Source organism: Dokdonella sp. (genome assembly GCF_019634775.1).
Classification (GTDB): Bacteria; Pseudomonadota; Gammaproteobacteria; order Xanthomonadales; family Rhodanobacteraceae; genus Dokdonella.
Genome location: NZ_JAHCAS010000002.1, coordinates 638,436 through 663,034, shown reverse-complemented (window position 1 = coordinate 663,034; position 24,599 = coordinate 638,436). Strand labels below are relative to the sequence as shown.

The 24,599-nt window shown below is 66.3% G+C and carries 17 protein-coding genes; 4 read left to right on the top strand and 13 right to left on the bottom strand.

What is annotated here, in order from left to right; translation table 11 throughout:
* Window positions 1-92 precede the first annotated feature (92 nt).
* The 8 genes from recJ to KF907_RS13670 all read right to left on the bottom strand — a co-directional run bounded on the left by recJ (window position 93) and on the right by KF907_RS13670 (window position 10,228).
* A complete protein-coding gene (gene recJ, locus KF907_RS13705) occupies window positions 93-1,820 on the bottom strand; it encodes a single-stranded-DNA-specific exonuclease RecJ (RefSeq protein ID WP_291221187.1) in 1,728 nt (575 codons plus the stop codon).
* A complete protein-coding gene (locus tag KF907_RS13700) occupies window positions 1,817-2,773 on the bottom strand; it encodes a phosphoglycerate mutase (protein ID WP_291221185.1) in 957 nt (318 codons plus the stop codon). The genes recJ and KF907_RS13700 overlap by 4 nt, the downstream gene beginning before the upstream one ends.
* A gap of 14 nt (window positions 2,774-2,787) precedes the next feature.
* On the bottom strand, window positions 2,788-3,267 hold the full coding sequence (gene greA, locus KF907_RS13695; RefSeq protein ID WP_291221183.1) for a transcription elongation factor GreA: 480 nt from the start codon (window positions 3,265-3,267) through the stop codon (window positions 2,788-2,790).
* On the bottom strand, window positions 3,264-6,491 hold the full coding sequence (carB, locus tag KF907_RS13690) for a carbamoyl-phosphate synthase large subunit (protein ID WP_291221181.1): 3,228 nt from the start codon (window positions 6,489-6,491) through the stop codon (window positions 3,264-3,266). Before carB ends, greA begins: the two co-directional genes overlap by 4 nt.
* Window positions 6,475-6,858 carry a hypothetical protein gene (locus KF907_RS13685; RefSeq protein ID WP_291221180.1) on the bottom strand — a complete coding sequence of 128 codons (384 nt, stop codon included), beginning with the start codon at window positions 6,856-6,858 and terminating at the stop codon, window positions 6,475-6,477. The genes carB and KF907_RS13685 overlap by 17 nt, the downstream gene beginning before the upstream one ends.
* Window positions 6,859-6,863: 5 nt before the next feature.
* Complete coding sequence (gene carA / locus KF907_RS13680) at window positions 6,864-8,003, bottom strand: glutamine-hydrolyzing carbamoyl-phosphate synthase small subunit (protein ID WP_291221179.1); 1,140 nt, start codon at window positions 8,001-8,003, stop codon at window positions 6,864-6,866.
* A gap of 274 nt (window positions 8,004-8,277) precedes the next feature.
* Window positions 8,278-9,702, bottom strand: a complete 1,425-nt coding sequence (locus KF907_RS13675) for a thioredoxin-like domain-containing protein (protein ID WP_291221177.1) — start codon at window positions 9,700-9,702, stop codon at window positions 8,278-8,280.
* 28 nt (window positions 9,703-9,730) lie between these two features.
* On the bottom strand, window positions 9,731-10,228 hold the full coding sequence (locus KF907_RS13670) for a low molecular weight protein-tyrosine-phosphatase (RefSeq protein WP_291221176.1): 498 nt from the start codon (window positions 10,226-10,228) through the stop codon (window positions 9,731-9,733).
* Between the two features lie 178 nt (window positions 10,229-10,406).
* Between KF907_RS13670 and KF907_RS13665 the strand changes: the two genes are divergently transcribed.
* Both KF907_RS13665 and KF907_RS13660 read left to right on the top strand, forming a co-directional pair.
* Window positions 10,407-11,585: a BaiN/RdsA family NAD(P)/FAD-dependent oxidoreductase gene (locus KF907_RS13665; RefSeq protein ID WP_291221174.1), complete on the top strand. Its 1,179-nt coding sequence runs from the start codon at window positions 10,407-10,409 to the stop codon at window positions 11,583-11,585.
* 33 nt (window positions 11,586-11,618) lie between these two features.
* Window positions 11,619-13,265, top strand: coding sequence for an NAD(P)/FAD-dependent oxidoreductase (locus tag KF907_RS13660; RefSeq protein WP_291221172.1), 1,647 nt, complete (start codon window positions 11,619-11,621; stop codon window positions 13,263-13,265).
* Between the two features lie 149 nt (window positions 13,266-13,414).
* Here KF907_RS13660 and KF907_RS13655 read toward each other — a convergent pair whose 3' ends face one another.
* Entirely contained in the window at window positions 13,415-14,491 is a 1,077-nt protein-coding gene (locus KF907_RS13655) for a 3-deoxy-7-phosphoheptulonate synthase (RefSeq protein WP_291221171.1), read from the bottom strand.
* A gap of 546 nt (window positions 14,492-15,037) precedes the next feature.
* On the opposite strand from KF907_RS13655, the gene KF907_RS13650 reads away from it, so the two are divergent.
* Window positions 15,038-16,495, top strand: a complete 1,458-nt coding sequence (locus KF907_RS13650; RefSeq protein WP_291221169.1) for a Y-family DNA polymerase — start codon at window positions 15,038-15,040, stop codon at window positions 16,493-16,495.
* Between the two features lie 47 nt (window positions 16,496-16,542).
* Window positions 16,543-19,686, top strand: coding sequence for an error-prone DNA polymerase (locus tag KF907_RS13645; RefSeq protein ID WP_291221257.1), 3,144 nt, complete (start codon window positions 16,543-16,545; stop codon window positions 19,684-19,686).
* 73 nt (window positions 19,687-19,759) lie between these two features.
* Here the strand turns inward: KF907_RS13645 and KF907_RS13640 are convergent, their stop codons facing one another.
* From KF907_RS13640 to galU, 4 genes are all read right to left on the bottom strand, one after another.
* Window positions 19,760-20,884, bottom strand: coding sequence for a pyridoxal-phosphate-dependent aminotransferase family protein (locus KF907_RS13640; RefSeq protein WP_291221167.1), 1,125 nt, complete (start codon window positions 20,882-20,884; stop codon window positions 19,760-19,762).
* A gap of 29 nt (window positions 20,885-20,913) precedes the next feature.
* Window positions 20,914-22,155 carry an FAD-dependent oxidoreductase gene (locus tag KF907_RS13635; protein WP_291221165.1) on the bottom strand — a complete coding sequence of 414 codons (1,242 nt, stop codon included), beginning with the start codon at window positions 22,153-22,155 and terminating at the stop codon, window positions 20,914-20,916.
* Between the two features lie 282 nt (window positions 22,156-22,437).
* Window positions 22,438-23,646, bottom strand: a complete 1,209-nt coding sequence (locus KF907_RS13630) for a trans-sulfuration enzyme family protein (protein WP_291221163.1) — start codon at window positions 23,644-23,646, stop codon at window positions 22,438-22,440.
* A gap of 47 nt (window positions 23,647-23,693) precedes the next feature.
* Window positions 23,694-24,599: a UTP--glucose-1-phosphate uridylyltransferase GalU gene (gene galU, locus KF907_RS13625; protein ID WP_291221161.1), complete on the bottom strand. Its 906-nt coding sequence runs from the start codon at window positions 24,597-24,599 to the stop codon at window positions 23,694-23,696.

Genomic DNA, 24,599 nt, shown 5'->3' with positions numbered 1-24,599 from the left:
CTCGACGTTGCGCCCGCACAGGACGGTGACGCCATTGTGGGATTGATCAGGGCATCCCCAATACTTCGCGCTGTATGTCATCGGCTTCGCCATCACGCCGCCTGCAGATGCCGCACCACGAGTTGCACGCGCTGGCGACCATTCCATTCGTTGACGTCGAGTTGATAGGCGGCCCGGAAGCGCGGCGGCGGTGCGCTACCGGCCTCGGCGTTGAACAGGATCGCCTCGATGACGCCGGTGCAGCCAGGCAAGCGCAGGTCGAGGCGCCAATGGCGGCCGCCGACGATCCGCCAGGAGTCGAGTTCGAAGACATTGTCGAACAGCGGTTCGGCGAAGCCCTGCCCCCACGGGCCCGCAGCGCGCAACTGCTGCGCGAGTTCGAGGCAGATGTCGGCCGGTTCGAGTTCGCCATCGCTGTAGAGGACCGGATCGAAAAGTTCACGCGCCGTGCGTTCGCGCACGACCGCGTCGAACTCTGCGGCGAAACGGGCGACATCGGCCCGCGCGAGGCTCAGGCCCGCGGCCATCGCGTGGCCACCGAAGCGGCGGATCAGACCCGGACAGCGCGCATCGACTTCGGCGAGCAGGTCGCGCACGTGCACGCCGCGGATCGAGCGCGCCGAGCCACGCACCTCGTCACTGCCATCCCCGGCCGGTGCGCAGGCGACCACCGGGCGATGCAGGCGCTCCTTGAGCTTCGAGGCGACCAGACCGACCACGCCGGCATGCCAGTCGTCATCGAACAGGGTGACGCCGAATGGCAGTGCCTCGCTCCCGTGTTGCGCGATCCAGCGCGCGACCACGGCCTCGCCCTGTTCGACCATGGTGTCCTGCAGGTCCCGGCGTTCGGCGTTGATGGCCGAGAGCCGCGCGGCGAGGATGCGCGCCTCGTGGACATCGTCGCTGAGCAGGCATTCGATGCCGATCGCCATGTCCTCGAGACGACCTGCCGCGTTGATGCGCGGTCCGAGCACGTAGCCCAAGTCGGCGGCCACGACACCAGTCGGATCACGCCCCGCTACGTCAAGCAAAGCCTGTATGCCCGCACAGGCGCGCCGCGAACGGATGCGGCGCAAGCCAGCCTCGACCAGGATGCGATTGTTGAAATCGAGCGGTACGAGATCGGCCACCGTGCCGAGCGCAACGAGATCGAGCAGCGCGGACAGATCGGGTTCTGCGCCGGCGGCAAACGCCCTGCGCACGCGCATGCGCGCACGCAAGGCGATGAGCAGACAGAACATCACGCCGACGCCCGCCAGAGCCTTGCTCGGAAACGCATCACCATCGATGTTCGGATTGACGATCGCACGCGCAGCCGGAAGCGTCGCCGCGGGCAGGTGATGGTCCGTGACGAGCACGTCGATACCGCGTGCACGCGCAGCATCGATGCCGGCATGGCTGGCTATGCCGTTGTCGACGGTAACGACAAGGTCGGGGCGCGGATCGAGCGTGGCGACGAGTGCTGGACTGAGCCCGTAGCCGTGCAGTACTCGGTTCGGTACGCGGAAATCGACATGCTTCGCGCCGAGCAGGCGCAGGCCGCGCACGGCGACCGCCGTCCCGGTCGCGCCATCACAGTCGAAATCACCAACGATGGTGATCCTGCGCTCGTGCGTGATTGCATGCTCCAGCATGTCGCAGGCGGTGTCGATGCCGCCGAGAAGATCGGGCGATGCGAGCGCGCCAAGGCGATGCTCGACCTCGCGCGGATCCACGATGCCACGCTGCGCATAGACCCGGTGCAGCACTGGATGCACATGCTCGGGCCACCCACCCACAACGCCTGCAGATTCCCGTTGGCGGATTTCGATGGGCCTCATGCGGGATGCCGCGCCATGCGTCGCCAGAAGCGCCAGCGATGGACGGCCCGAACTTCGATACGCTCGCCCGACACGAAGGCGAGTTCGACGCGGCGCAGGCGACCGCGCCGCAACGCGGCATCGACCGGGGCGAGCCAGTGCGTTTCGAGAGTCTCGTCACGCAGATCATTGAGATCGATGAGCCAAGTCTTGTCCGAATCAGCGCCGAGCGCATGCACGCCCCCCTGTGGATCCGGATCGTGGCAACATGCACCGGCGCTCGTGGCCAGCATGCGCAACGCTGGATCGCGGGTCACCACTTCGCCGCAGTGACTGCGCACACGTTCGGGCAAGGCACCGCCTCCCCAGAACCACAGGCCGTTGACGGCGACCGCGCCGCGCCGTTCGCGTTCGACGTTGACCACGTGGTTGTGCAGCAGCACCTGCGCCTCGTTGAACAACATGCGCCAGCGCTTGCCGGCGGCGCCGGCCGGAAGGTGCAGCTTGAGATCGTCACCGAGCACTTCGTCGGGGTCGCCACCATCGGGCAACCCGCTGCCGGGTTCCGCGCGCAGGTACCAACGATCCGTCGTCGCCGCGTCGAACAGGAACCCTGCATCGCCGAACAGGGGCTTGAGGTCGCGCGCGATGCGCTGCGTCTCGTCGGGCGTAAGGCCGAGCGCACCGCAGGCGAGCATGCGCGCCGTGGTCATGTCGGCGCGCACGTGGGCTGGATCGGCGCGCAGCCAGTGTGCGCCGGCCGCGTCGCCGACATCGGCCTGGCGGGTCAGCGCGGCCACTGGCCAGTCATGACCATGCCAGTCGAAGGCATGCCGCCACTGCGCCTGGCGCCCGGCAGCAGCCGGGGTCAGGGCATCGCCGCGAGCAAGCCAGCGATCGAGTACGCCGTCACCCAGGCCGCGGATCATGCGGCAACGGGTCAGCGTTGGCAGGAAGAACAGGAGTCCAGACACGGCGCGGGCCGTGCTCAGCCTTCGTAGAGAACGGACAGGATCTCGTACCAACGCGAGCCGTTCGGTGCAGTGAACTCGAAGCTGTCGCCGGCATTCTTGCCGATCAGCGCGCGCGCGAACGGCGACGACACCGAGATCAGCCGCAGCTTGATGTCGGCTTCGAGGTCGCCGACGATCTGATAAGTGACTTCCTCACCGCTGTCCTCGTCGGCCAGCCTGACGGTGGCGCCGAACACGATGCGCGTACCGGCGTTGAGCTTGCCTACATCGATCACGTCGGCATGGCTGAGTGCCGCCTCGAGCTCGTTGATGCGCCCCTCGGTGAACCCTTGCATCTCGCGTGCGGCGTGATACTCCGCATTCTCCTTGAGGTCGCCATGCGCGCGCGCTTCGGCGATCGCGGCGATGATGCGCGGGCGTTCCACGCTCTTCAGGCGCTCGAGTTCGGCACGCAGGCGGTCGGCCCCTTTGCGGGTCATCGGTGCTCGGTTCATGCGGTCAGTTCCCTGTGCAGTTCCTGCAGGCTGTGCACGCCGCCGCTGTCGCGGAAATCGAGCGAGTGCAGCAAAGCCCTGGCGCCGGAGATGGTAGTCGAATAAGTCACGCGCTGCTGCAAGGCCTGGCGACGGATCGAGAACGAATCGGCGATCGCCTGCTTGCCTTCAGTCGTGTTGACGATGAACGCGATCTCGCGATTCTTGATCAGGTCGACGATGTGTGGACGACCCTCGATCACCTTGTTGATGCGCTCGCAGGCGATGCCCTGCCCGGCCAGGAAGGCACAGGTGCCGCCCGTAGCAACGAGACCGAAACCGCGCGCAAGGAGGTCCTTCGCGATCGGCAACAGGCGCTCCTTGTCGGAGTCGCGCACCGACAGGAAGGCCTTGCCAATGCCGGGCGCGGCAATGCCGGCGGCTTCGTGCGCGCGCGCGAAAGCCGCGCCGAAACTGCGCCCGACGCCCATGACCTCGCCAGTTGAGCGCATCTCCGGGCCGAGGATCGGATCGACGTTCTGGAACTTCAGGAACGGGAAGACCGCTTCCTTGACCGAGAAGTACTCCGGAACCAGTTCGGTTGTCGCACCCTGGCTGGCGAGGCTGCGTCCCACCATGCAGCGCGCAGCGATCTTGGCCAGTGCAACACCGGTGGCCTTGGACACGAACGGCACGGTGCGCGAAGCGCGCGGATTGACCTCGAGCACGTAGATCGTTTCACCTTGGATGGCGAACTGCGTGTTCATCAAACCGACGACGTTCAACTCGCGCGCCATGCGCGTGACCTGATCGCGCAAGCGCACCTGCAAATCCGTGGACAGCGAATACGGTGGCAGCGAGCAGGACGAGTCACCGGAATGCACGCCGGCTTCCTCTATGTGCTCCATGACGCCGCCAATCAGCACATCGCCATCGGCATCGGCGACAACGTCGACATCGACTTCGGTGGCATGATCGAGGAAACGGTCGAGCAGCACCGGCGAATCGTTCGACACGCGTACCGCGTCGCGAATGTAGCGTGCGAGGTCGGCGTCGTCGTGGACGACTTCCATCGCGCGCCCGCCGAGCACGTAGCTCGGCCTCACGACCAATGGGTATCCAATCTCGCGGGCCAGTGCCAATGCCTCGTCGGCATTGCGCGCGGTGCGGTTCGGCGGTTGCACAAGGCCGAGTTTTGCGATCATCTGCTGGAAACGTTCACGATCCTCGGCGAGATCGATGCTGTCCGGGCTGGTGCCGATGATCGGCACGCCGGCCGCTTCCAGCGCGCGAGCGAGCTTGAGCGGGGTCTGACCGCCATACTGCACGATGACGCCCTTCGGCTTTTCCTTGTCGACGATCTCCAGCACGTCCTCGAGCGTCAGCGGCTCGAAGTACAGGCGATCGGACGTGTCATAGTCGGTGCTGACCGTTTCCGGATTGCAGTTGACCATGATGGTCTCAAAACCATCCTCGCGCAGCGCAAGCGCAGCGTGCACGCAGCAGTAGTCGAACTCGATGCCTTGGCCGATGCGGTTCGGCCCGCCACCGAGCACGATGATCTTCTCGCGCGTGGACGGATTGGCCTCGCACTCTTCCTCGTAGGCCGAGTAGAGGTAGGCAGTGGTCGTGGCGAACTCGGCGGCACAGGAGTCGACGCGCTTGTAGACCGGGCGCACATTGAACGCACGGCGCAAATGGCGCACAGCATGTTCGTCGGTGCCGAGCAGTTCGGCCAGGCGTGAATCAGAAAAGCCCTTGCGCTTGAGCGCGCGAAGACGTGCGGCGTCGATCGCCGGCAGCCCCTGCGCCCGCACGACCGACTCGGTGGCGACCAGATCCTCGATCTGGGCGAGAAACCAGGGATCGACACGGGTCAACGCGTAGACATCATCGCGGGTCAAGCCGGCACGGAACGCATCGCCGATCCAGAAGATGCGATCGGGACCGGGCTCGCGCAATTCGCGGCGGATCGTGGCCAGAGCCTCGTCGCCGGCGGGTTCCGCACAGATCGGGCTCAGGCCATTTTTGCCGGTTTCGAGTCCGCGCAGTGCCTTCTGCAGCGATTCCTGGAAAGTGCGGCCGATCGCCATGACCTCGCCGACCGATTTCATCTGCGTACTCAGGCGCGCATCGGCCATCGGGAATTTCTCGAAGGCGAAACGCGGAATCTTGGTGACGACGTAGTCGATCGCCGGCTCGAACGAGGCTGGCGTGAGGCCACCGGTGATTTCGTTCTTGAGTTCGTCGAGGGTGTAGCCGACGGCGAGCTTGGCGGCGACCTTTGCGATCGGGAAACCCGTCGCCTTCGAGGCCAGTGCCGAGGAACGCGACACACGTGGATTCATCTCGATGACGACGACGCGACCGTTCTCGGCATTGATGCCGAATTGCACGTTCGAGCCACCCGTGTCGACGCCGATCTTGCGCAGCACGGCGAGCGAGGCGTCGCGCAGGCGCTGGTATTCCTTGTCGGTCAGGGTCAGCGCCGGGGCGACGGTGATCGAGTCCCCGGTATGCACGCCCATCGGATCGAGGTTCTCGATCGAACAGACGATGATGCAGTTGTCCGCAGTATCGCGGACGACCTCCATCTCGAACTCCTTCCATCCCAACACCGATTCCTCGACGAGGACCTCGTGCACCGGCGAAAGGTCGAGGCCGCGCTTGACGATCTCCTCGAACTCCTCGCGGTTGTAGGCGATGCCGCCTCCCGAGCCACCGAGGGTGAAGCTTGGGCGGATGATGGTGGGGTAACCGACCTTGGCCTGCACAGCGAGGGCTTCCTCGAATGTGCGCACGACTTCGGCTTTCGGACATTCAAGGCCGATCTCGGCCATGGCAACGCGGAACAGCTCACGGTCCTCGGCCATGCGGATCGCTTCGCGCGAGGCACCGATCAGCTCAACGCCATACTTCTCAAGCACGCCATGATCCGCCAGGTCGAGCGCGCAGTTGAGTGCGGTCTGCCCACCCATCGTCGGCAGCAGCGCATCGGGGCGCTCCTTGGCGATGATCTTCTCGACCGTGGCCGCCGTGATCGGCTCGATGTAGACCGCATCTGCCGTGTCGGGGTCGGTCATGATCGTCGCCGGATTCGAGTTGACGAGGATGACGCGAAAGCCTTCCGCACGCAGCGCCTTGCAGGCCTGCGCGCCGGAATAGTCGAACTCGCAGGCCTGGCCGATAACGATCGGGCCAGCGCCGATGACGAGGATCGAGTGGAGATCAGTTCTTCTGGGCACCGGGTTTCGTTTCCTGGTGGAAGGTGTCGTTCGGGAACAATGGATCGGCATTGCCGACCGTGACGAAGGCACGGCGCACGGTGTTCCGTGGCACGGTCAGCTCGATCGACCCGGCTTCGGGGCCGAGTTGGATGGTCAGATTGACGTTGGTGTACTTGAGCAGGGTGCCTGTGCGCACGGTGTCATTGGTCGTGTGCACGACGATGGCCTTGCCGACATGCCGCTCGAGCGCGGGGTATTCGACCTCGCGCTGGTTCGATGCAGCCTGCTCGGCCTTGGGTTTGGCTGGTTCGACAGCCAGTGCCGGGGCAATCACCACGGCGAGGGCGAGGCACAGCAGGGAAAGTCGGGTTATCACTTGCGTCATGACGTCTACGCCGCGGCGACCGCGCGCGCCTCCATGAGTTGGATGAAACGATCGAACAAAGGAGCCACATCGTGCGGGCCCGGGCTTGCTTCCGGATGGCCCTGGAAGCCGAAGGCAGGCGCGTCGACGAGGTCGATGCCCTGCAGCGAGCCGTCGAACAGCGAACGGTGCGTGGCCCGCACGTTGGCCGGCAGCGTCGCCTCGTCAACCGCAAAGCCATGATTCTGGCTCGAGATCATCACACCGCCCGTGGCGATGTCGATGACCGGGTGATTGGCACCGTGGTGGCCGAATTTCATCTTCAGCGTGCGCGCGCCAGCGGCGAGACCGAGCAACTGGTGACCGAGGCAGATGCCGAAAATCGGCAGGCGCGCACGGATGAACTCACGGATCGCCGTGATCGCGTAGTCGCAGGGTTGCGGGTCGCCCGGGCCGTTTGACAGGAACACGCCGTCAGGCGCGAGTGCGAACACCTCGCTGGCTGGCGTCTGCGCGGGCAATACGGTGACTTCACAACCGCGGTCCACGAGCATGCGCAGGATATTGTGCTTGACGCCGAAATCGTATGCCGCGACACGAAAGCGGCGGGTGCCGATGCGTGGCTTGTTGCGGTCGAGATCGAACGTGCCTTCGTTCCAGACATGGGATGTGCTCGTCGACACTATCTTCGCGAGATCCATCCCGGCCAGTCCGGGGAATGTGCGCGCGGAAGCCAGAGCCGCCTCGGCGGAGATCCCGTCACCGGCAAGGATGCAGCCGCCCTGCGCACCGGTATCGCGCAGGATGCGCGTAAGGCGGCGCGTGTCGATGTCGGCAATCGCGACCACACCGTGCTGCTTGAGGTAGTCATCGAGCGCGATCTCGTTGCGCCAACTGCTCGCCAGCAGCGGCAGGTCACGGATCACCAGGCCGCCGGCATGCACGCGGTCGGACTCGGCATCGGCCCGATTGCAGCCAGTGTTGCCGATATGTGGACAGGTCAGGGTGACAATCTGCCGCGCGTACGAGGGATCGGTGAGGATCTCCTGGTATCCGGTCATGGCCGTGTTGAACACGACTTCGCCGGTCGTGCCGCCGTGCGCGCCGATCGAACGGCCTTCGAAGAGGCTGCCGTCGGCGAGTGCGAGCAGGGCTGGGGTGGTCATGCGTTCGCCTGCGTGGGGGCCCCTGCGCCGTCACCGGCCGGCAGCGGGTGCGACGAAACCCGCGGTCCGGTGGCTACCAGTCCGTGGAAGGGCGTGGAAAGGGAATCAAGGCGAGTGCGAATGATAGAAGCAGGCCGCTCGGCTGTCCACGGAATTCAACCTGAAGCCGGGATGGCCATGCCCCCGCGGGATTGCCGGAAATGGCCTCGGAAAACCTCAAGGTCCGAGCCCCGCGAGGGAAGAACGGCCAAGGCGGCGCGGTTGGAGTCGACGACTACTCGCCGACCGCCACGCGCTTGCCGGCGCCGCTGGCAAGGTCGATGCGCACGACCTCATGCACATTCGTATTGGCGACCCACAGCGCACCGCCGCCGACAGCAAGGCCGCCAGGTTCGTTGAAGCGGTAGTTGATGTTGAGGGGACGCAGCACCCCGGTTTTCATGCTGAGCGCCTTGATGCGGTGGTTGTAGCTGTCGGCAATGAAAACGATGCCGCGCGGATCAAGGGCGACGGCAAGCGGGTTCTGCAAACGTGCGGTGTCGCGACCACCGGCAGCATCGCCGAACTCCCAGGGGCCCACCCCGACAAAGGTCGTCACCCGTGCGTCGGATAGACGTACGAGGCGGATCGCCGAGGTCGCCGCGTCGGCGACGAGCAGTTGCAGGCCGCTGGCGGCGAGCCCGCTCGGCTGGCCGAAGGCCGCATCGAGGCCATGGCCGTCCTCGAGGCCGAGCTGGCCGCTGCCGGCGAACATGCCGACACGTCCTCGCGCCGGGTCGAGCTGCCAGATCTGGTTCTGCGCAGCCGAGGCCACGTAGAGCGAATCGGCGACCATGGCCAGGTCGGTCGGCAGGCCGATCGGCGTCTGCAACGCCTCGGCATCGCGTGGGCGCTCGCGGCCCGGGTGTCCGGTACCGAGCACGGTCTCGACCTCGCCGCCATAGAGTCGGATGCGGCGCACGGCATGGTTCCCGCGGTCGGCGACGTAGAGCATGTCGTCGCGGATCGCCATGCCCTGCGGATCGTTGAAGCCGCACTCGCTGTTGCGTCCGTCCCAGAAACCGGGATCACCCGAACCGAACTGGCGCAGGATGCGGCCCTCGTGCGTGCATTCGAGCACGCGGTGATGGCCACTGTCGGCGACGAACAGAACGTTGTCGGCCACCAGCAGCTTGCCCGGGAAGGCCAATGGCATGCGCGGTTCGGGTCGGGACGCCGGCATCGCCGGTCCATACTCGCGCAGGTCGCGCTCGGCCGCCTCGTCGAGCAAACGTGTGATCCATTGGTCGAGATCGCGGCGGCGCCCCTCGCCGGGGACGACCTCGGCGATTAGGCCTTCTGCATCGATCAACACGGCGGTCGGCCAGGCGTCGATCGCATAGCGCTGCCACAGGACGAATTCCGGATCGCTGGCTACCGCATGGCGAATGCCAAGGCGGTTGACCGCCTTCAGCACGGCGCCCGCGTCATGGTGCTGCGGATACTTCGGTGTATGGATGCCAATGACGGTGAGGCCATCGTGATGACGGCTTTCGAGCCAGGCAAGATCAGGCAGCAGGTTCCAGCAATTGGCACTGTCGCAGGTCCAGAACCAAAGCAGAACCACACGCCCGCGCAGGCCGGCGAGCATCGGTGGCTCGCTGACGTTGACCCATTCCAGCCCAGCCGGGAACTCCGGTGCCGGCAAGCGCGTTTCCATCATTGCCCTCCCCGTCGGGCAGCCCCGCTCAAGCGCGCGGCGATGGCCGATTATGACCCAGCCAACTGTTCACGAGGGCATCCACGCCAGTCTCGGCGAGATCGAGCGCGTATTCGAAACCGGCCGCATCGCCGTAGTAGGGATCAGGCAGTTCCTCGATGCCGGGTACGCCGGCGAATGGCAGGAACAGGGCGACGCGATCGCGGCCCGTGCGGGGGGCCCGCGCCAGCAGAGCGTTCAAATTGACCCGATCCATCACGAGCAGGTGGTCATAGCGAGTGAAATCTGCCGCCTCGACCTGGCGCGCGCGATGCGCGCCGAGCGCGTAGCCGCGCGCTTCGGCATGACAGACCGAGCGACGATCGGCACCGTCGCCGACGTGGTAGTCCTCGGTACCGGCCGAGGCGACCTCGATGCGCAGCCCGGCGTCGGCGAAACGCCTGCGCGCGACCGCCTCGACGGTCGGCGAGCGGCAGATATTGCCCATGCAGATGAACAGGATCGCGCTTGGAAGGGGGATGGTCATCGATGCGCTTGTGGTGACGGCACGGCGAGGGATTGTAATCGCGCATGCAGGAGCCCGTTCACGGCCGATGTCCTGGCCGTACAACCCCGCACGGAAGCATCGCCTGTGAACAGGCTCCTACACGTGATCGCCCACCCGCCTACAATGCGCGCCCCTGCGCAGCACACCCGGAGCCCCGATGGATTCCTGCGACATCGTCGTCATCGGCGGCGGCGCGGCCGGCCTGATGTGCGCAGCGACGGCGGGCCAGCGCGGGCGGCGCGTGCGCGTGCTCGAACACGCCAACCGGGTCGGCAAGAAGATCCTCATGTCGGGCGGCGGGCGCTGCAACTTCACCAACCTCGGCACGACGCCGGCGAACTTCATCTCGGCCAATCCGCACTACTGCAAGTCTGCACTGGCGCGCTACACGCCGGCCGATTTCGTCGCCCTCGTCGAGCGCCACGGCATCGCGTATCACGAGAAGGAACGCGGGCAGTTGTTCTGCGACGTGTCCTCGAAGCAAATCGTCGCCCTGCTCGTCGACGAATGCCGCGCGGCCGGCGTGCGCATCGACACCGGCTGTACGATCGAGAACCTCGAACGGGATGGCGATGGATTCAGGCTCACGACTTCGCTCGGGGCGATGACAGCGCGATCCCTGGTCGTCGCCAGCGGTGGCCTGTCGATTCCGAGCATGGGTGCGAGCAGCTTCGGCCACACGCTGGCGAAACGCTTCGGTCACACTGTGCTGCCGACCCGCGCAGGGCTCGTGCCGTTGACCCTGAGCGGGCGTCACCAGGATGAACTCGCCGGCCTCAGTGGCATTGCCCTGCCGGTTTCAGCGCGCTGCAACGGAGTGCGCTTCGACGCGGACATGCTGATCACGCATCGCGGCGTCAGCGGGCCAGCGATCCTGCAGATTTCCTCGTACTGGCAACCGGGCGACGACCTGCGCCTCGACTTGCTGCCCGATCGCGATGCTCTCGCTTTCCTCGAAGAACTCCGCGTTGCGCATCCGGCTGCCGAACTGCGCAACCTGCTCGCCGAGGCCCTGCCGCGCCGGCTCGCCCAACGCCTGTGCGAAACGCGCTTTGCCAACAAGCCGATGCGCCAGTACACACCGAGGGAGCTCAAGGCGATTGCTGCCGGCTTGCACGATTTCGCCCTTGTCGCCAGCGGCACCGAAGGCTATCGCACCGCAGAAGTGACCCTTGGCGGTGTCGACACGAATACGCTGTCATCCTCGACCATGGCTTCAAGACACGTGCCGAACCTGTACTTCATCGGCGAGGTCGTCGACGTCACCGGTCACCTCGGCGGCTACAACTTCCAATGGGCCTGGGCCTCTGGGCATGCGGCGGGTCTCGCCGCATGACACCATGAACCGGCGAACACCGACGACCTGCCGATGCCTACCCTGCGCCTGACTGAACTGAAACTGCCCCTAGACCACACCGAAGCCGCGCTCGACGTGGCGGTCCGCGAGCGGCTTGGCATCGGCACGCATGAGCCGCTGACGATCCACGTGCACCGGCGCGGCGTCGACGCACGGCGCAAGTCTGCAATCCTGTTCGCCTACACGCTCGATCTCGACACACCGCGCGCCAACGAACTGCTGACCCGCTTCGCCAAGGACCCGCATGTCATGCCGACGCCTGACATGCGCTACCGGCCGGTCGTTGCACGCGGCGACCCCGCGGCCATTGCCGCATCTGCGCGACAACCGCGCCCGGTCGTCATCGGCACGGGACCATGCGGCCTTCTGGCCGCCCTCGTGCTCGCACAGATGGGCCTCGAACCGCTCGTGCTCGAACGTGGCAAGTCCGTGCGCGAACGTACACGCGACACCTGGGGCCTGTGGCGGCAGCGCGTGCTAGACCCCGAATCGAACGTGCAATTTGGCGAAGGCGGCGCCGGCACGTTTTCCGACGGCAAGCTCTACAGCCAGGTGCGCGATCCTCGGCACCATGGCCGCAAGGTGCTGGAGGAATTTGTCGAAGCCGGCGCGCCGGCGGAGATTCTATACGTGAGCAAGCCTCACATAGGCACGTTCCGTCTGGTCAAGATGGTCGAGCACATGCGTGCGAAGATCGAGGCGTTGGGCGGCGAGATCCGCTTCGGCCAGCGTGTCGACGACATCCTCATCGAGGATGGCAACATGCGTGGCCTCGTGACCGCCGACGGCACGGAAATCCGCGCCGATCACGTCGTGCTTGCGATCGGCCACAGCGCGCGCGACACCTTCGCCATGCTGCACCGGCGCGGCGTGCACATCGAGGCCAAGCCGTTCTCGATCGGGGCGCGCATCGAGCACCCGCAATCGCTGGTCGACCGCGCACGCTACGGCCCCAGCGCGGGCCATCCGCTGCTCGGCGCGGCCGACTACAAGCTCGTCCACCACGCCGGCAACGGACGCGCGGTCTACAGCTTCTGCATGTGCCCGGGCGGCACCGTGGTCGCCGCAACTTCGGAGCCAGGCCGCGTCGTCACCAATGGCATGAGCCAGTACTCGCGCGACGAACGCAACGCGAACAGCGCGATCGTCGTCTCCATCACCCCCGAGCGGGACTATCCGGGCCATGTGCTCGCCGGCATCGACTTCCAGCGCCACTGGGAATCGCTCGCCTTCGTCGCCGGAGGCAGCGACTATTCGGCACCAGCACAGCGGGTCGGCGACTTCCTCGTCGGCCGCGCCTCGACGGCGCTCGGAGAAGTCGTGCCCTCGTACACGCCGGGCGTGAAACCGGCCGACATTGCCACTTGCCTGCCGGCCTTTGCCATCGAGGCCATGCGCGAGGCGATCCCGATCTTCGACCGCCAGATTCGTGGCTTTGCCCTGCCCGATGCCGTGTTGACTGCGGTCGAGACGCGCACTTCGTCGCCGATCCGCATTCGACGCGATGACGACAGCCTGCAGAGCATCAATGTGCGTGGTCTCTACCCGGCCGGCGAGGGCGCCGGCTACGCCGGCGGCATTCTTTCCGCAGCGATCGATGGGCTACGCGTCGCCGAGGCGCTTGCGGTCGAGTTCACCGGCGTCGACCGCCGGAAATAGCCATAGAAAACAGCGTGGGAAATGGCGGCAGGAAACGGCTTCAGCCGTGATGCTTCAGCCGTACAACGCCCCAAAGCGAAAAAGCATCACGCCTGAAGGCGTTTCCGACGGAATGCGTCACCGGGTCGACCTCGGCGCGCGATATCCGCTCACGCCGCCACCGCCTCGCGACGCTGAGAACGCCGTGCGCGCACGCCAGCCGCGAGGCAGTCGAGGACTGCGACCGAGGTCGGCCAATCGATGCAGGCATCGGTGATGCTTTGCCCGTACACCTGCGCGCAACCGTTGATCAGGTCCTGGCGTCCGGCTTCGATGAAACTCTCGACCATGACGCCGGCGATGCGTGTATCGCCGCCGCCGATGCGTGCGGCGAGGTCATCGATCACGCGTGGTTGGTTGTCATGCTTCTTGCCGCTGTTGGCGTGACTGGCATCGACCATCAGGCGCGGGCCGAGCCCGCTGCGCTCGAGCAGGTCACAGGCCGCGGCGACGCTGACCGCGTCGAAGTTGGGCTGCGGCCCGCCGCGCAGGATCACGTGACAGTCGCGATTGCCGGCGGTCGTCGCGATCGCCGTGCGGCCGTCCTTGGTCACCGCCATGAAATGGTGCGGCTGCGAGGCGGCCATGACCGCGTCGACGGCCACGCGCACGCTGCCATCGGTGCCGTTCTTGAAACCAACCGGACAGGACAGGCCGGAAGCCATCTCGCGATGCACCTGGCTCTCGGTCGTGCGCGCCCCGATCGCGCCCCAGGCGACGAGGTCGGCGATGTACTGCGGCGTGATCATGTCGAGGAATTCGCAGCCGGCTGGCAGGCCGAGCGCATTGATGTCGCGCAACAGGCCGCGCGCGAGGCGCAGGCCGCGGTCGATGTCGAAGCTGCCGTCGAGGCCCGGATCGTTGATCAGGCCCTTCCAGCCAACCGTCGTGCGCGGTTTCTCGAAGTACACGCGCATGATGATCTCGAGGTCACCGGCGTGACGCTCACGCTCGGCCGCAAGGCGGCGTGCATAGTCGAGCGCGGCAATGGGATCGTGGATCGAACACGGCCCGATGACGACGACGAGGCGGTCGTCGTGGCCTTCGAGGATGGCATGCACGGCTCGGCGCGCACGACTGACCGTCGCGGCAATGGCTTCCGTACATGGCGCCGCGGCGGTCACCTCGGCCGGCGTACCGAGGGGGCGGATCGTGCGGATGCGTAGATCATCGGTGGGGGTGGTCATGGTGTGGTTCCCGCTTTTCGACAAGTGCGGCCATGGATGGCCACTTCTGGAATCCACGATCGAACCACCTCGCATGCAAATGAAAAAGCAGTCGAAGCAGCGATCACGGACGATCGCACAACTGACGAAGCAAAAAAAAACCGCCCTGATGGGCGGCCCTTGGAGTTTCCGGTGTCAGGTCGACTCAAACCGACCGCACGCTTTCCTCCGCAAGCCGCGCCGATGCGCTGCGGTACCAGAAATACGGGCGGAAGAAGTTCGTCGACATGGGCGCTAGATAGCACAGCGATTGCACGATGCCCACAGTTGCTTGCGCAACCAATGGCAATGTCCCTCCCTCAGGGATGCTCTGATCAGTCCCTCAGGATCACCACCCTGGTGGAAGCGACTTCCGCCACGACCGGGATCGATCAGGGCTTGGCAAACCCGCCAGCACCGCACGAACCTGGCCTTCTCGAAGGGCCGCGCTGCCGCAAGCCTTTGCTGCTTGGCCATTGCCATGCCTGGTGCGATGATACGTACTGAATACGTACATTGCGATTCGTCATGCTCTGGACCTGCCTGCATTTCCCCGAATTGCCGTTTGCCGCCGTCCGCCCGGACGGGTTGGCACCCGAGACGGCGGCGGTGTTGACCGATGGTTCGCTGCGCCATCCGCGCATCGTGCTGGCGAATGCGGCGGCACAGGCGCTCGGGGTGCGCGCGGGACAGCCGCTGGCGGCGGCGCGGTCGCTGCATGCCGGTTTGCCGGCCTGGCCGCGCGATGACGAAGCCGAGCGGGTGCTGCTGGAAAGCCTGGCCGCGCTGGCCTATGGCTACAGCGCGAACGTCAGTCTCGCGGCACCGTGCGCGTTGCTGGTCGAGATCGGGGCAAGTCTCGCCCTGTTCGGTGGCTGGCCGCGGCTGGAGCGGCGCCTGCGCGAAACCTTCGCCGCGAGCGGGTTGGGGCATGCACTGGCGCTCGCGCCGGTGGCCTCGGCGGCGCGCGTGCTGGCCCGCCGTCTGCCGGGTCGCGCCTGCATGGAAATGCCATCGCTGCTCGCTGAACTTGATGGGATTTTCGTTACGGAATGCGGACTTGCAGAAGAAACTTCATCTTCATTGTCGGCCATGGGCCTGACCCGGCTCGGTCAGGTGTTCGCCCTGCCGCGGGCCGAACTGGGGCGACGCATCGGCCCAACCGCGCTCGCCCATCTCGATCGATTGCGCGGCCTGGCTCCCGAGGTCCTGCCGGCATGGCAGCCACCGGCGCGCTATGCGCGGCGCCTCGAGTTCGATGGCCGCATCGATGAGGTGCACGCCCTCGCTTTCCCGCTGCAACGCCTGCTGCGCGAGTTCGCTCGGTTCCTCGTCGCGCGCGATGGCGGCGTGCAGCGCTTCGAGATCGTGCTCGAGCACGAGGGTGGTGCACGTCGGCGTGTGCCAGTCGGCCTGCTTGCACCGCAATGCGAGGCTGCGGCGTTGCTTGAGTTCGCGCGCGCGCGCCTGGAGCGCGTCGAACTGGCCGATGCCGTCTGCGCGATGGCACTCGTGGCCGACGACCTGCCGACCCTGAAACCCGTCCATGCCGACCTATTCGAGGACCATCGTCAGGGCGCGCTCGACTGGCCAGCCCTGGCCGAGCGTCTGCGTGCACGTCTCGGTGACGAGGCCCTGCACGGCCTTGCCGCCTGCGCCGAGCATCGCCCCGCTCGCGCCTGGCGGCTGGCGCCACCTGCCATGGGCAGGTCATCGCGGTCCCCGGGCCCAATGGTCGCCACTTGCGAATCAGTCTCCTCCTCGGCCGGTGCACGCCCGTTCTGGCTGTTGCCGCGCGTGATCCCCTTGCGCCCCGGGCCGATCGCCATTCTCGCCGGCCCCGAGCGCATCGAAAGCGGCTGGTGGGATGGTGGCGACGAGCGCCGCGACTACTACATCGTGCGCCTGCCCACAGGCCAACGTGCCTGGGCTTATCTTGCCGCCGGCGCGACCGCAGGCTGGATGCTGCACGGATGGTTCGCATGAGCGCGCGTGCACGGCGCACGCCGCATGCAGCTGCACGCCCTCCTTCAATGTGCGGCGAAAGCGCAGTCGGCTATGCCGAGCTGCACGCACTCGGCAACTTCAGCTTCCAGCGAGGCGCCTCGTCCGCCGACGAACTGTTCGAACGCGCCGCCGCGCTTGGCTATTCGGCGCTTGCCATCACCGATGAATGTTCGATGGCCGGCATCGTGCGTGCACGCATGGCCTCGGAAAGCTCCGGCGTGCCGCTCGTGGTCGGCACCGAAGTGCAACTCGCCGATGGGCCGAAGCTGATCCTGCTCGCCACCTGTGCCGATGGCTATGCCGACCTCTGCCGGCTCATCACGCTCGGCCGGCGACGCAGCGCCAAGGGACATTACCATCTCGTCCGCGCCGATGTGCAGACACTCGGCTCCGGCGTGCTCGCCCTATGGCCGCCACAGGCTGGCGAGGACGCACTCGACGCCACCGCATCCTGGCTGCGCCAGTGCTTCGACGATCGCGTCTGGATCGCGGTCGAACTGCATCGTGGCGGCAACGACGCGCAACGGCTCACCGACCTGCGCAACCTCGGCTCACGCCACGGCCTGCCGCTGGTCGCCAGCGGAGACGTGCACATGCACGTGCGCGGGCGGCGCGCGCTGCAGGACGTAATGACCGCCATCCGCATCGGCTGCACGGTCGCCGAAGCCGGCCATGCCTTGTTCCCCAATGGCGAACGCCACCTGCGTAGACTGGCCGACCTCGAAGCGATCTACCCGCACGACCTGCTTGCCGAAAGCCTGCGCATTGCCGAACGTTGCATCTCGTTCGAGCTGCGCAACCTCGACTATGTCTATCCGCATGAACTCGTTCCGGCAGGCATGGACGCCTCCACCCATCTGCGCCAGCTGACCTTCAAGGGTGCGAACGAACGCTGGCCCGATGGCATCCCCGCGCCTGTCGCCACCCAGATCGAACACGAGCTCGCGCTGATCCGCACGAAGAAATTCGAGCATTTCTTCCTCACCGTCGCCGACATCGTGCACCACGCGCGCAAACTCGATCCGCCGATCCTCTGCCAAGGCCGTGGTTCATCGGCGAACTCGGCGGTCTGCTACGCACTAGGCATCACCGCGGTCCGACCGGAGGACGGCAACCTGCTGTTCGAACGATTCCTCTCGCTCGAGCGCGACGAACCACCGGACATCGACATCGACTTCGAGCACGACCGCCGCGAGGAAATCATCCAGTACGTATTCTGCAAGTACGGGCGTGAACGCGCGGCGCTCGCCGCCACGGTGATCCACTATCGCGGCAAGAGCGCAGCGCGCGACGTCGGTCGTGCGCTCGGCCTGGGCGAAGACCAGCTCGATGAGCTGGGTGCGGCGTACTCCCGTTCGAACGGCTCCGTCGATCTGGCCGAACGCCTGCGCGAGCGCGGCTTTGACCCCGCCAACGCGCTGATTCGCCGCCTCGTCGTGCTCGTCGAGCAGCTCATCGACTTTCCGCGCCACCTCTCGCAGCACGTCGGTGGCTTCGTCATCTCCGAACGTCCGTTGCATGCACTGGTACCGGTCGAGAACGCAGCGATGGCACAGCGCACGATCATCCAGTGGGACAAGAACGACCTTGAGTACATGCGCCTGCTCAAGGTCGACTGCCTCGCCCTCGGCATGCTGAGCTGCCTGCGCCGCTGTTTCGATCTCGTGCGCCGACACGAAGGCCGCCAGCTCGAGCTGTACACGATCCCGCACGACGATGTGCCAACCTGGCGGATGATCCAACGTGCCGACACGATCGGCGTGTTCCAGATCGAGTCACGCGCGCAGATGTCGATACTGCCGCGCCTGAAGCCGGAGAACTTCCACGACCTCGTCGTCCAGATCGCAATCGTGCGTCCCGGTCCGATCCAGGGCGGTATGGTGCATCCCTATCTGCGTCGACGTAGCGGCGAGGAAGCGGTCGATCATCCGTTGTCACGCGACGAACGCGAGCGCGGCGAAACGAACCCTCGCGTCAAGCAGATACTGGCGCGCACGCTCGGCATTCCGATCTTCCAGGAGCAGGTCATGAGGCTCGTGCAGGCCATTGCCGGCTTCACGCCGGGGCGCGCCGACGCGCTGCGCCGGGCGATGGCTGCGTGGAAACGCAAGGGTGGCCTTGAACCGTTCCACGACGAGATCCGCACCGGCATGCTCGCCAATGGCTACGACGAAGCGTATTTCGAGCGCATCTTCGAACAGATCAAGGGCTTCGGCGACTACGGTTTCCCTGAATCGCATTCGGCCAGCTTCGCCCACCTCGCCTGGGCCTCGGCCTGGCTCAAGTGCCACCATCCGGCGGCATTCACCTGCGCCCTGCTCAACTCGCTGCCGATGGGCTTCTACGCACCGGCGCAACTCATCAGGGACGTCCGGCAACATGGCGTGCGCGTGCTGGCAGTCGACGTGACGGCCAGCGCGTGGGATTGCACGCTCGAAACGGAGGCCGTTTCGAACCGGCATGCGCATGCATTGCGCCTGGGCTTCTCACGCATCAGCGGACTGGCCAGGGCAACTGCCCTGCGCATCATCGCCGCGCGCACACAACAAGCCTTTACCGACGTCGCCGACCTCGTGCAACGTGCCTGCCTCGACGCCCGCGAGCGTGCGCGCCTCGCCGACGCCGACGCGCTGCGCAGCCTCGCCGGCCATCGTCACCAGGCTCGATGGGAAGCTGCCGGCAGCCTGCGCGAAACCGAGGTTCTCGCCGACACGCGCATCCACGAGCAGCACGTGCCGATGCCCGCCCCCTCGCTGCGCAGCGAGGTCATGGCTGATTACGCACACACCGGATTCAGCCTGCGCCGGCACCCGCTCGCCCTCGTGCGCCCATCGCTCGATGCGCACCGCGTGCTGCGCACGCGCGACGCGCTCGGTCTTGCGCATGGCCGTCATGTGCGCTGTGCCGGCATCGTCATCGTGCGCCAACGCCCCGGCACGGCAAAGGGCGTGACCTTCGTGACCATCGAGGACGAGACCGGCATCGCCAACATCATCGTCTGGCGGGCCCTCGCCGAACGACAACGCCGCATCCTGCTCGACACTGTCCTGCTCGGCGTCGAAGGGAAACTGCAATCGAGCCATGGCGTGCAGCACATCGTCGCCGAACGCCTGCTCAACCACGATGCCCTGCTGGCCGGCCTCGACCCGCAGTCGCGGGACTTTCATTGACCGCGCCGGAGGCCGGCCGCAGTGCGTCCCCTGTCATATTCTCCACCGGGCCGCAGCGGCGAACGCACAACGATCAAGCCACCTTTCGTCCCAGACATTCACCGAGCGCACCGACGACGCGGTCGACGTTCTGCGGCGTGCTGCCGGCGCCCATCAGGCCGATGCGCCAGATCCTGCCGGCGAGTTCGCCGAGGCCGGCGCCGATCTCGATCGAAAAGTCCTGCAGAAGCCGCCGGCGTACGGCCGCCTCGTCGACGCCTTCGGGAACCCTGACCGCATTGAGTTGCGGCAGGCGCACGTTTTCGGCGACGAGCAGGTCGAGGCCGATCGCGGCAAGGCCATCGCGCAGACGCTCATGGTTGGCGCGATGGCGGGCGAAGGCGGCTTCGAGGCCCTCCTCCTTGAGGCCGAGCAGGGCTTCGTGCAGCGCATAGAGCATGTTGATCGGCGCGGTGTGGTGGTAGGCGCGCGCAGCGCCACCCTGCCAGTAGCCCATGACCAGGCCGAGGTCGAGGAACCAGCTCTGCACCGGGGTCCTGCGCGACTTGATGACCTCGACGGCACGCTCGCTGAAGGTTACCGGCGACAGGCCGGGCGGTGCCGACAGGCATTTCTGCGAACCCGAATAGACCGCATCGGCGCCCCAGGCGTCGACACGCACGGGAATGCCGCCGAGGCTGGTCACCGCATCGACGATCGCCAGCGCGCCGTATTCACGCGCGAGCCGGCACAGTTCCTCCGCATCGGATTCGACGCCGGTCGAGGTTTCCGCGTGCACGAAAGCGAGCGCCTTTGCCCCCGGGTTGGCCTTGAGCGCGGCTTCGACCTTGTTCGGGTCGACCGGCGTGCCGAAGGCATCGTCGACCACGACCGCGTTCGCGCCTGCGCGCACGACGTTTTCGCGCATGCGGCCACCGAACACGCCGTTGCGGCAGACGACGACGGTATCGCCCGGTTCGACGAGGTTGACGAAGGCGGTTTCCATGCCGGCCGAACCGGGCGCCGATACCGGCAGGGTCAGCGCGTTGTCGGTCTCGAAGGCATAGCGCAGCAGATCCTTGAGTTCGTCCATCATGCCGACGAAGCGCGGATCGAGATGACCGATGGTCGGCCGCGCGAGGGCGGCGAGGACATTCGGCGGCACCGGCGACGGGCCCGGCCCAAGCAACAGCACATCGGGGGGAATGAAACTCTGCATCGACACTTCTCCGCGAAATTGCGCGCAGTCTAACCGAGTGATGCGCACTTCCCGAGTTCCGCCAGGAAAGCCGGCGGCAGGCGCAGGCGTCCGAACGCGCCGAGACGCGTGCCGCTCAACACGTGCAGCATCTGACCGCGTGATCCGGGCAATCGCCCCATTGGCGCGAAAGCGAGATCACGCAAGCCGGCGAGGACATCGCGTTCGGACTGGAACAGCGGCGTCAGCCAGCGGCTCCAGAACTGGTAGATGCGCACATGGCGGCGGCGCTCGTGCTGGTAGGCGGCGAGTGCGGCTTCGATATGCCCGTGCGTACGCAGCGCATCGCGCAAGGCCAGCGCATCGAGCAAGGCCATGTTCACGCCCTGACCGAGCTGCGGGCTCATCGCGTGCGCGGCATCGCCGACGAGGACGAGGCGGCCACGGTGCCAGTCGCGCAGCACGACATCGCGATAGCGTGCACGTGCGAGCTGCGCGCAGTCACCGATCGTGCCGACATGGGGCGCGACCTCGGGCCACAACGCGACGACCTCGTTGCGCCACGTGGCAATGCCTTCGTCCTGCCAGCGTCCGAACCTATCGGCACGCAGGCTCCAGAAGAAACTGACGCGTGGCACCGGATCATCCGGCCGCGTGCCGACCGGCAGCATGCCGATCATGCGGCGCGCGGCGCGGTAGCGCTGGCGAAGCTCGTTGACATGCGGCCAGTCGCCTTCATCGAGCAGGCACCACAGCGCGCCCCACGGATACGGCGCATCGAGCCGCGCCTTGCCGACGACAGCACGCAGGCGTGAGGCCGAACCATCGGCAGCAATGACGAGATCGTAGGGACCGTGTTCCCTGCCCTGCTCGTCGCGCACGTGGCGACCGTCCACGCTGACCGCGATGATGCGATGACCGAGTCGGATCGTTTCCCTGCCCGGCCAGGCGTGGTCGAGCATGGCGAACAATGCGCCACGCTGCATGCCGAGGCCGAACAGGCGCGCATCGAGTCCGCCATAGCGCATGTCCATGACCGCGCGCCCCCGCGGCGTGTCGCCGTAGAGGCGGTCGATGCGACGTCCATGCGCCAGGGCGGCGTCGAGCAGCCCCATCTCCCAGAGTACCTGCAGGCCAACCGGCTGAAGCAGGAAGCCGGCGCCGACCGGGCCGGTCGCCGGCGCCTGCTCGAACACGTCGACCGACCAGCCGTCGCGCGCGAGCAGGATCGCGCAGGCCTGGCCGGCGGTGCCGTAGCCGGCGATGGCAACCCGCCTGGACGATGTGGGCATGTCGCTCCTCCGCTGTCCGAGCGCTCCACCAGCGCGCCATGTCGGTCGCGATCCGTCGTTTCGTCGGGATCCGTGGATCCTCCCGAAGCATTCTTGCCCGACGCGCATGGCACCGGCGCAGGGTCAGGTTATGCCCCTGGTGGACGACGTTGCGGGCGCATGGCCGGCCGCATCGACGAAGATCGAACGCACCCCGCCCCGCCGATCGCGAGCGAGTTCCCGCCACGACAGCAATCCCATTCGGGGATCGCTGCCGCCACGTCGACATTCAATCGGCGTAGCCTACATCCGTGCCAGCGCCTGTTCGAGGTCGGCGACCAGGGCATCGGCATCCTCGAGGCCGATTGACAGGCGCACGAGGTTCAGCGGCAGGCCACCGGCCGGATGCAGGGAGGCACCAGCCGGAAACACCGCACAGAGCGGCATCACCAGCGATTCGTAGCCACCCCACGACACCGTCATCAGGAAGCGCTTCAAGCCATCGCAGAAGCGTTCGACCGCGGCGATGTCGTCGACATCGAGTTCGATCGACATGAGACCGCTCGCACCGTGCAGTTGCGCGCGGGTCATGGCGAGTTGTGGATTGTCGCCGGCATGCGGCGCGTACAGCTTGCGCACGCGCGGATGCGCATCGAGGAATGCCCTCACCTTTGTCGTGGTCGCGGCGATGCGCTCGACGCGCACGCCGAGCGTGCGCAGGCCACGGATCATCAGCCAGGCGTCATGCGGCGACAGGATCGCGCCGTAGGTCATGTACGGCCCCTTGAACACCTCGCGCAGCAGCGCCTCGCGTCCGCACAGCGCGCCAGCGACGACGTCACTGTGGCCGTTGAGATATTTCGTCGCCGAATGCGCGACCAGGTCGATGCCCAACGCGAGCGGCGACTGATTCAGCGGTGTCGCATGGCTGTTGTCGCACAGGGTGAGGATGCCGTGCCGACGAGCGAGGGCGGCGATTCCAGCCAGATCCTGTTGCTCGAAGGTCATCGAGTTCGGACTTTCGAGCACGATCAGGCGTGTGGACGGCGTCAACGCCGCCTCGAAGCCCGCCACTTCTCCGCCGTCGACGAAGCTTGTGGCCACGCCGAACCTGGGCAACAGGTCGCGCAGCAGGCCACGCGTCCAACTGTAAGGTCGCGCCACGCAGACGATATGTTCTCCGGCACGCACGAAGGTGGAAATGCCAGCGGCCATCGCCGCCGCGCCGCTGGCGAAGACCAGGCAATCCTCGGCCCCTTCGAGCGCGGCGAGCTTCTTGCGCAGGATGGAGACGGTCGGGTTGTTGCCGCGCGTGTACAGGTGGGCCGCGTACTCGTCGCGGAACGCTTCGCGCATCGCTGCAACGGTCGGGAACGCAAAAATCGAAGACTGCACCAGCGGCGGCGATACCGCGCCGTGGTAGCCCTCGCGCTCCTCACCGAGATGGTTGAGGATGTGGCTCAGATCAAGGAATCGGGAATGGGGGATCGGAACCGGGGATTCTTCGTTCATGTCCGCTCCTGCACTTATGCTGCCGCCACTCCCTGCGCGCGATTGTTCTATTCCCTGTTCCCCATTCCCCATTCGCGGATGTATTCACGCGTCGCCGCTGCCAGCGCCGGATCCTCAAGGGCCATCGCGATGGTTGCGCGAACCAGTCCCAGTTTGTTGCCGCAGTCGAAGCGCGTACCCTCGAAACGGTAGGCGAGAACCGACGATTCGTGCAGCAGCGATTCGATGGCATCGGTGAGCTGGATCTCTCCACCCGCACCGGGCCGGGTATTTTCGAGCAACTGGAAGATGCGGCCCGGCAGCACGTAACGACCGACGATGGCGAGGTTGGATGGTGCGTCCTCCGGCTTGGGCTTCTCGACTACGAGACGCACCCGCGCCGCGCGCTCGCTGATCGGTTCCGCATCGACGATTCCGTACTTGTTGGTCTGCTCGTGTGGCACCTCCTCGACCGCGAGCACGCCGGCGTTCTCGCGCTCGGCGACCGCAGCCATCTGGCGCAGCGCACCGGGGCGGCCGTTGCCGGGTGCGCCGTTCCAGATCAGGTCGTCGGCGAGAATCACGCCGAACGGCTCGTTACCGACAACGGGTTTGGCGCACAGCACGGCATGGCCGAGGCCAAGCGCTTCGGGCTGAGTGACGAACACGCAACGCACGTGCTTCGGCAGCGTGCCCTGCACGAGGGCCAGGAGTTCATCCTTGCCGGATTGCGCAAGCTTCGATTCGAGTTCGTAGGCCTTGTCGAAATAATCGGCGATCGCGTGCTTGTAGCGATTGGTGACGAACACCAGGGTGTCGGCGCCGGCATCGACGGCTTCATCGACCGCGTATTGGATCAGCGGTCGGTCGAGCACGGGCAACATTTCCTTTGCGACAACCTTGGTTGCAGGCAGAAAGCGTGTGCCGAGTCCGGCAACGGGAAACACAACCTTGCGCAGGCGAGCCTGGCTCAT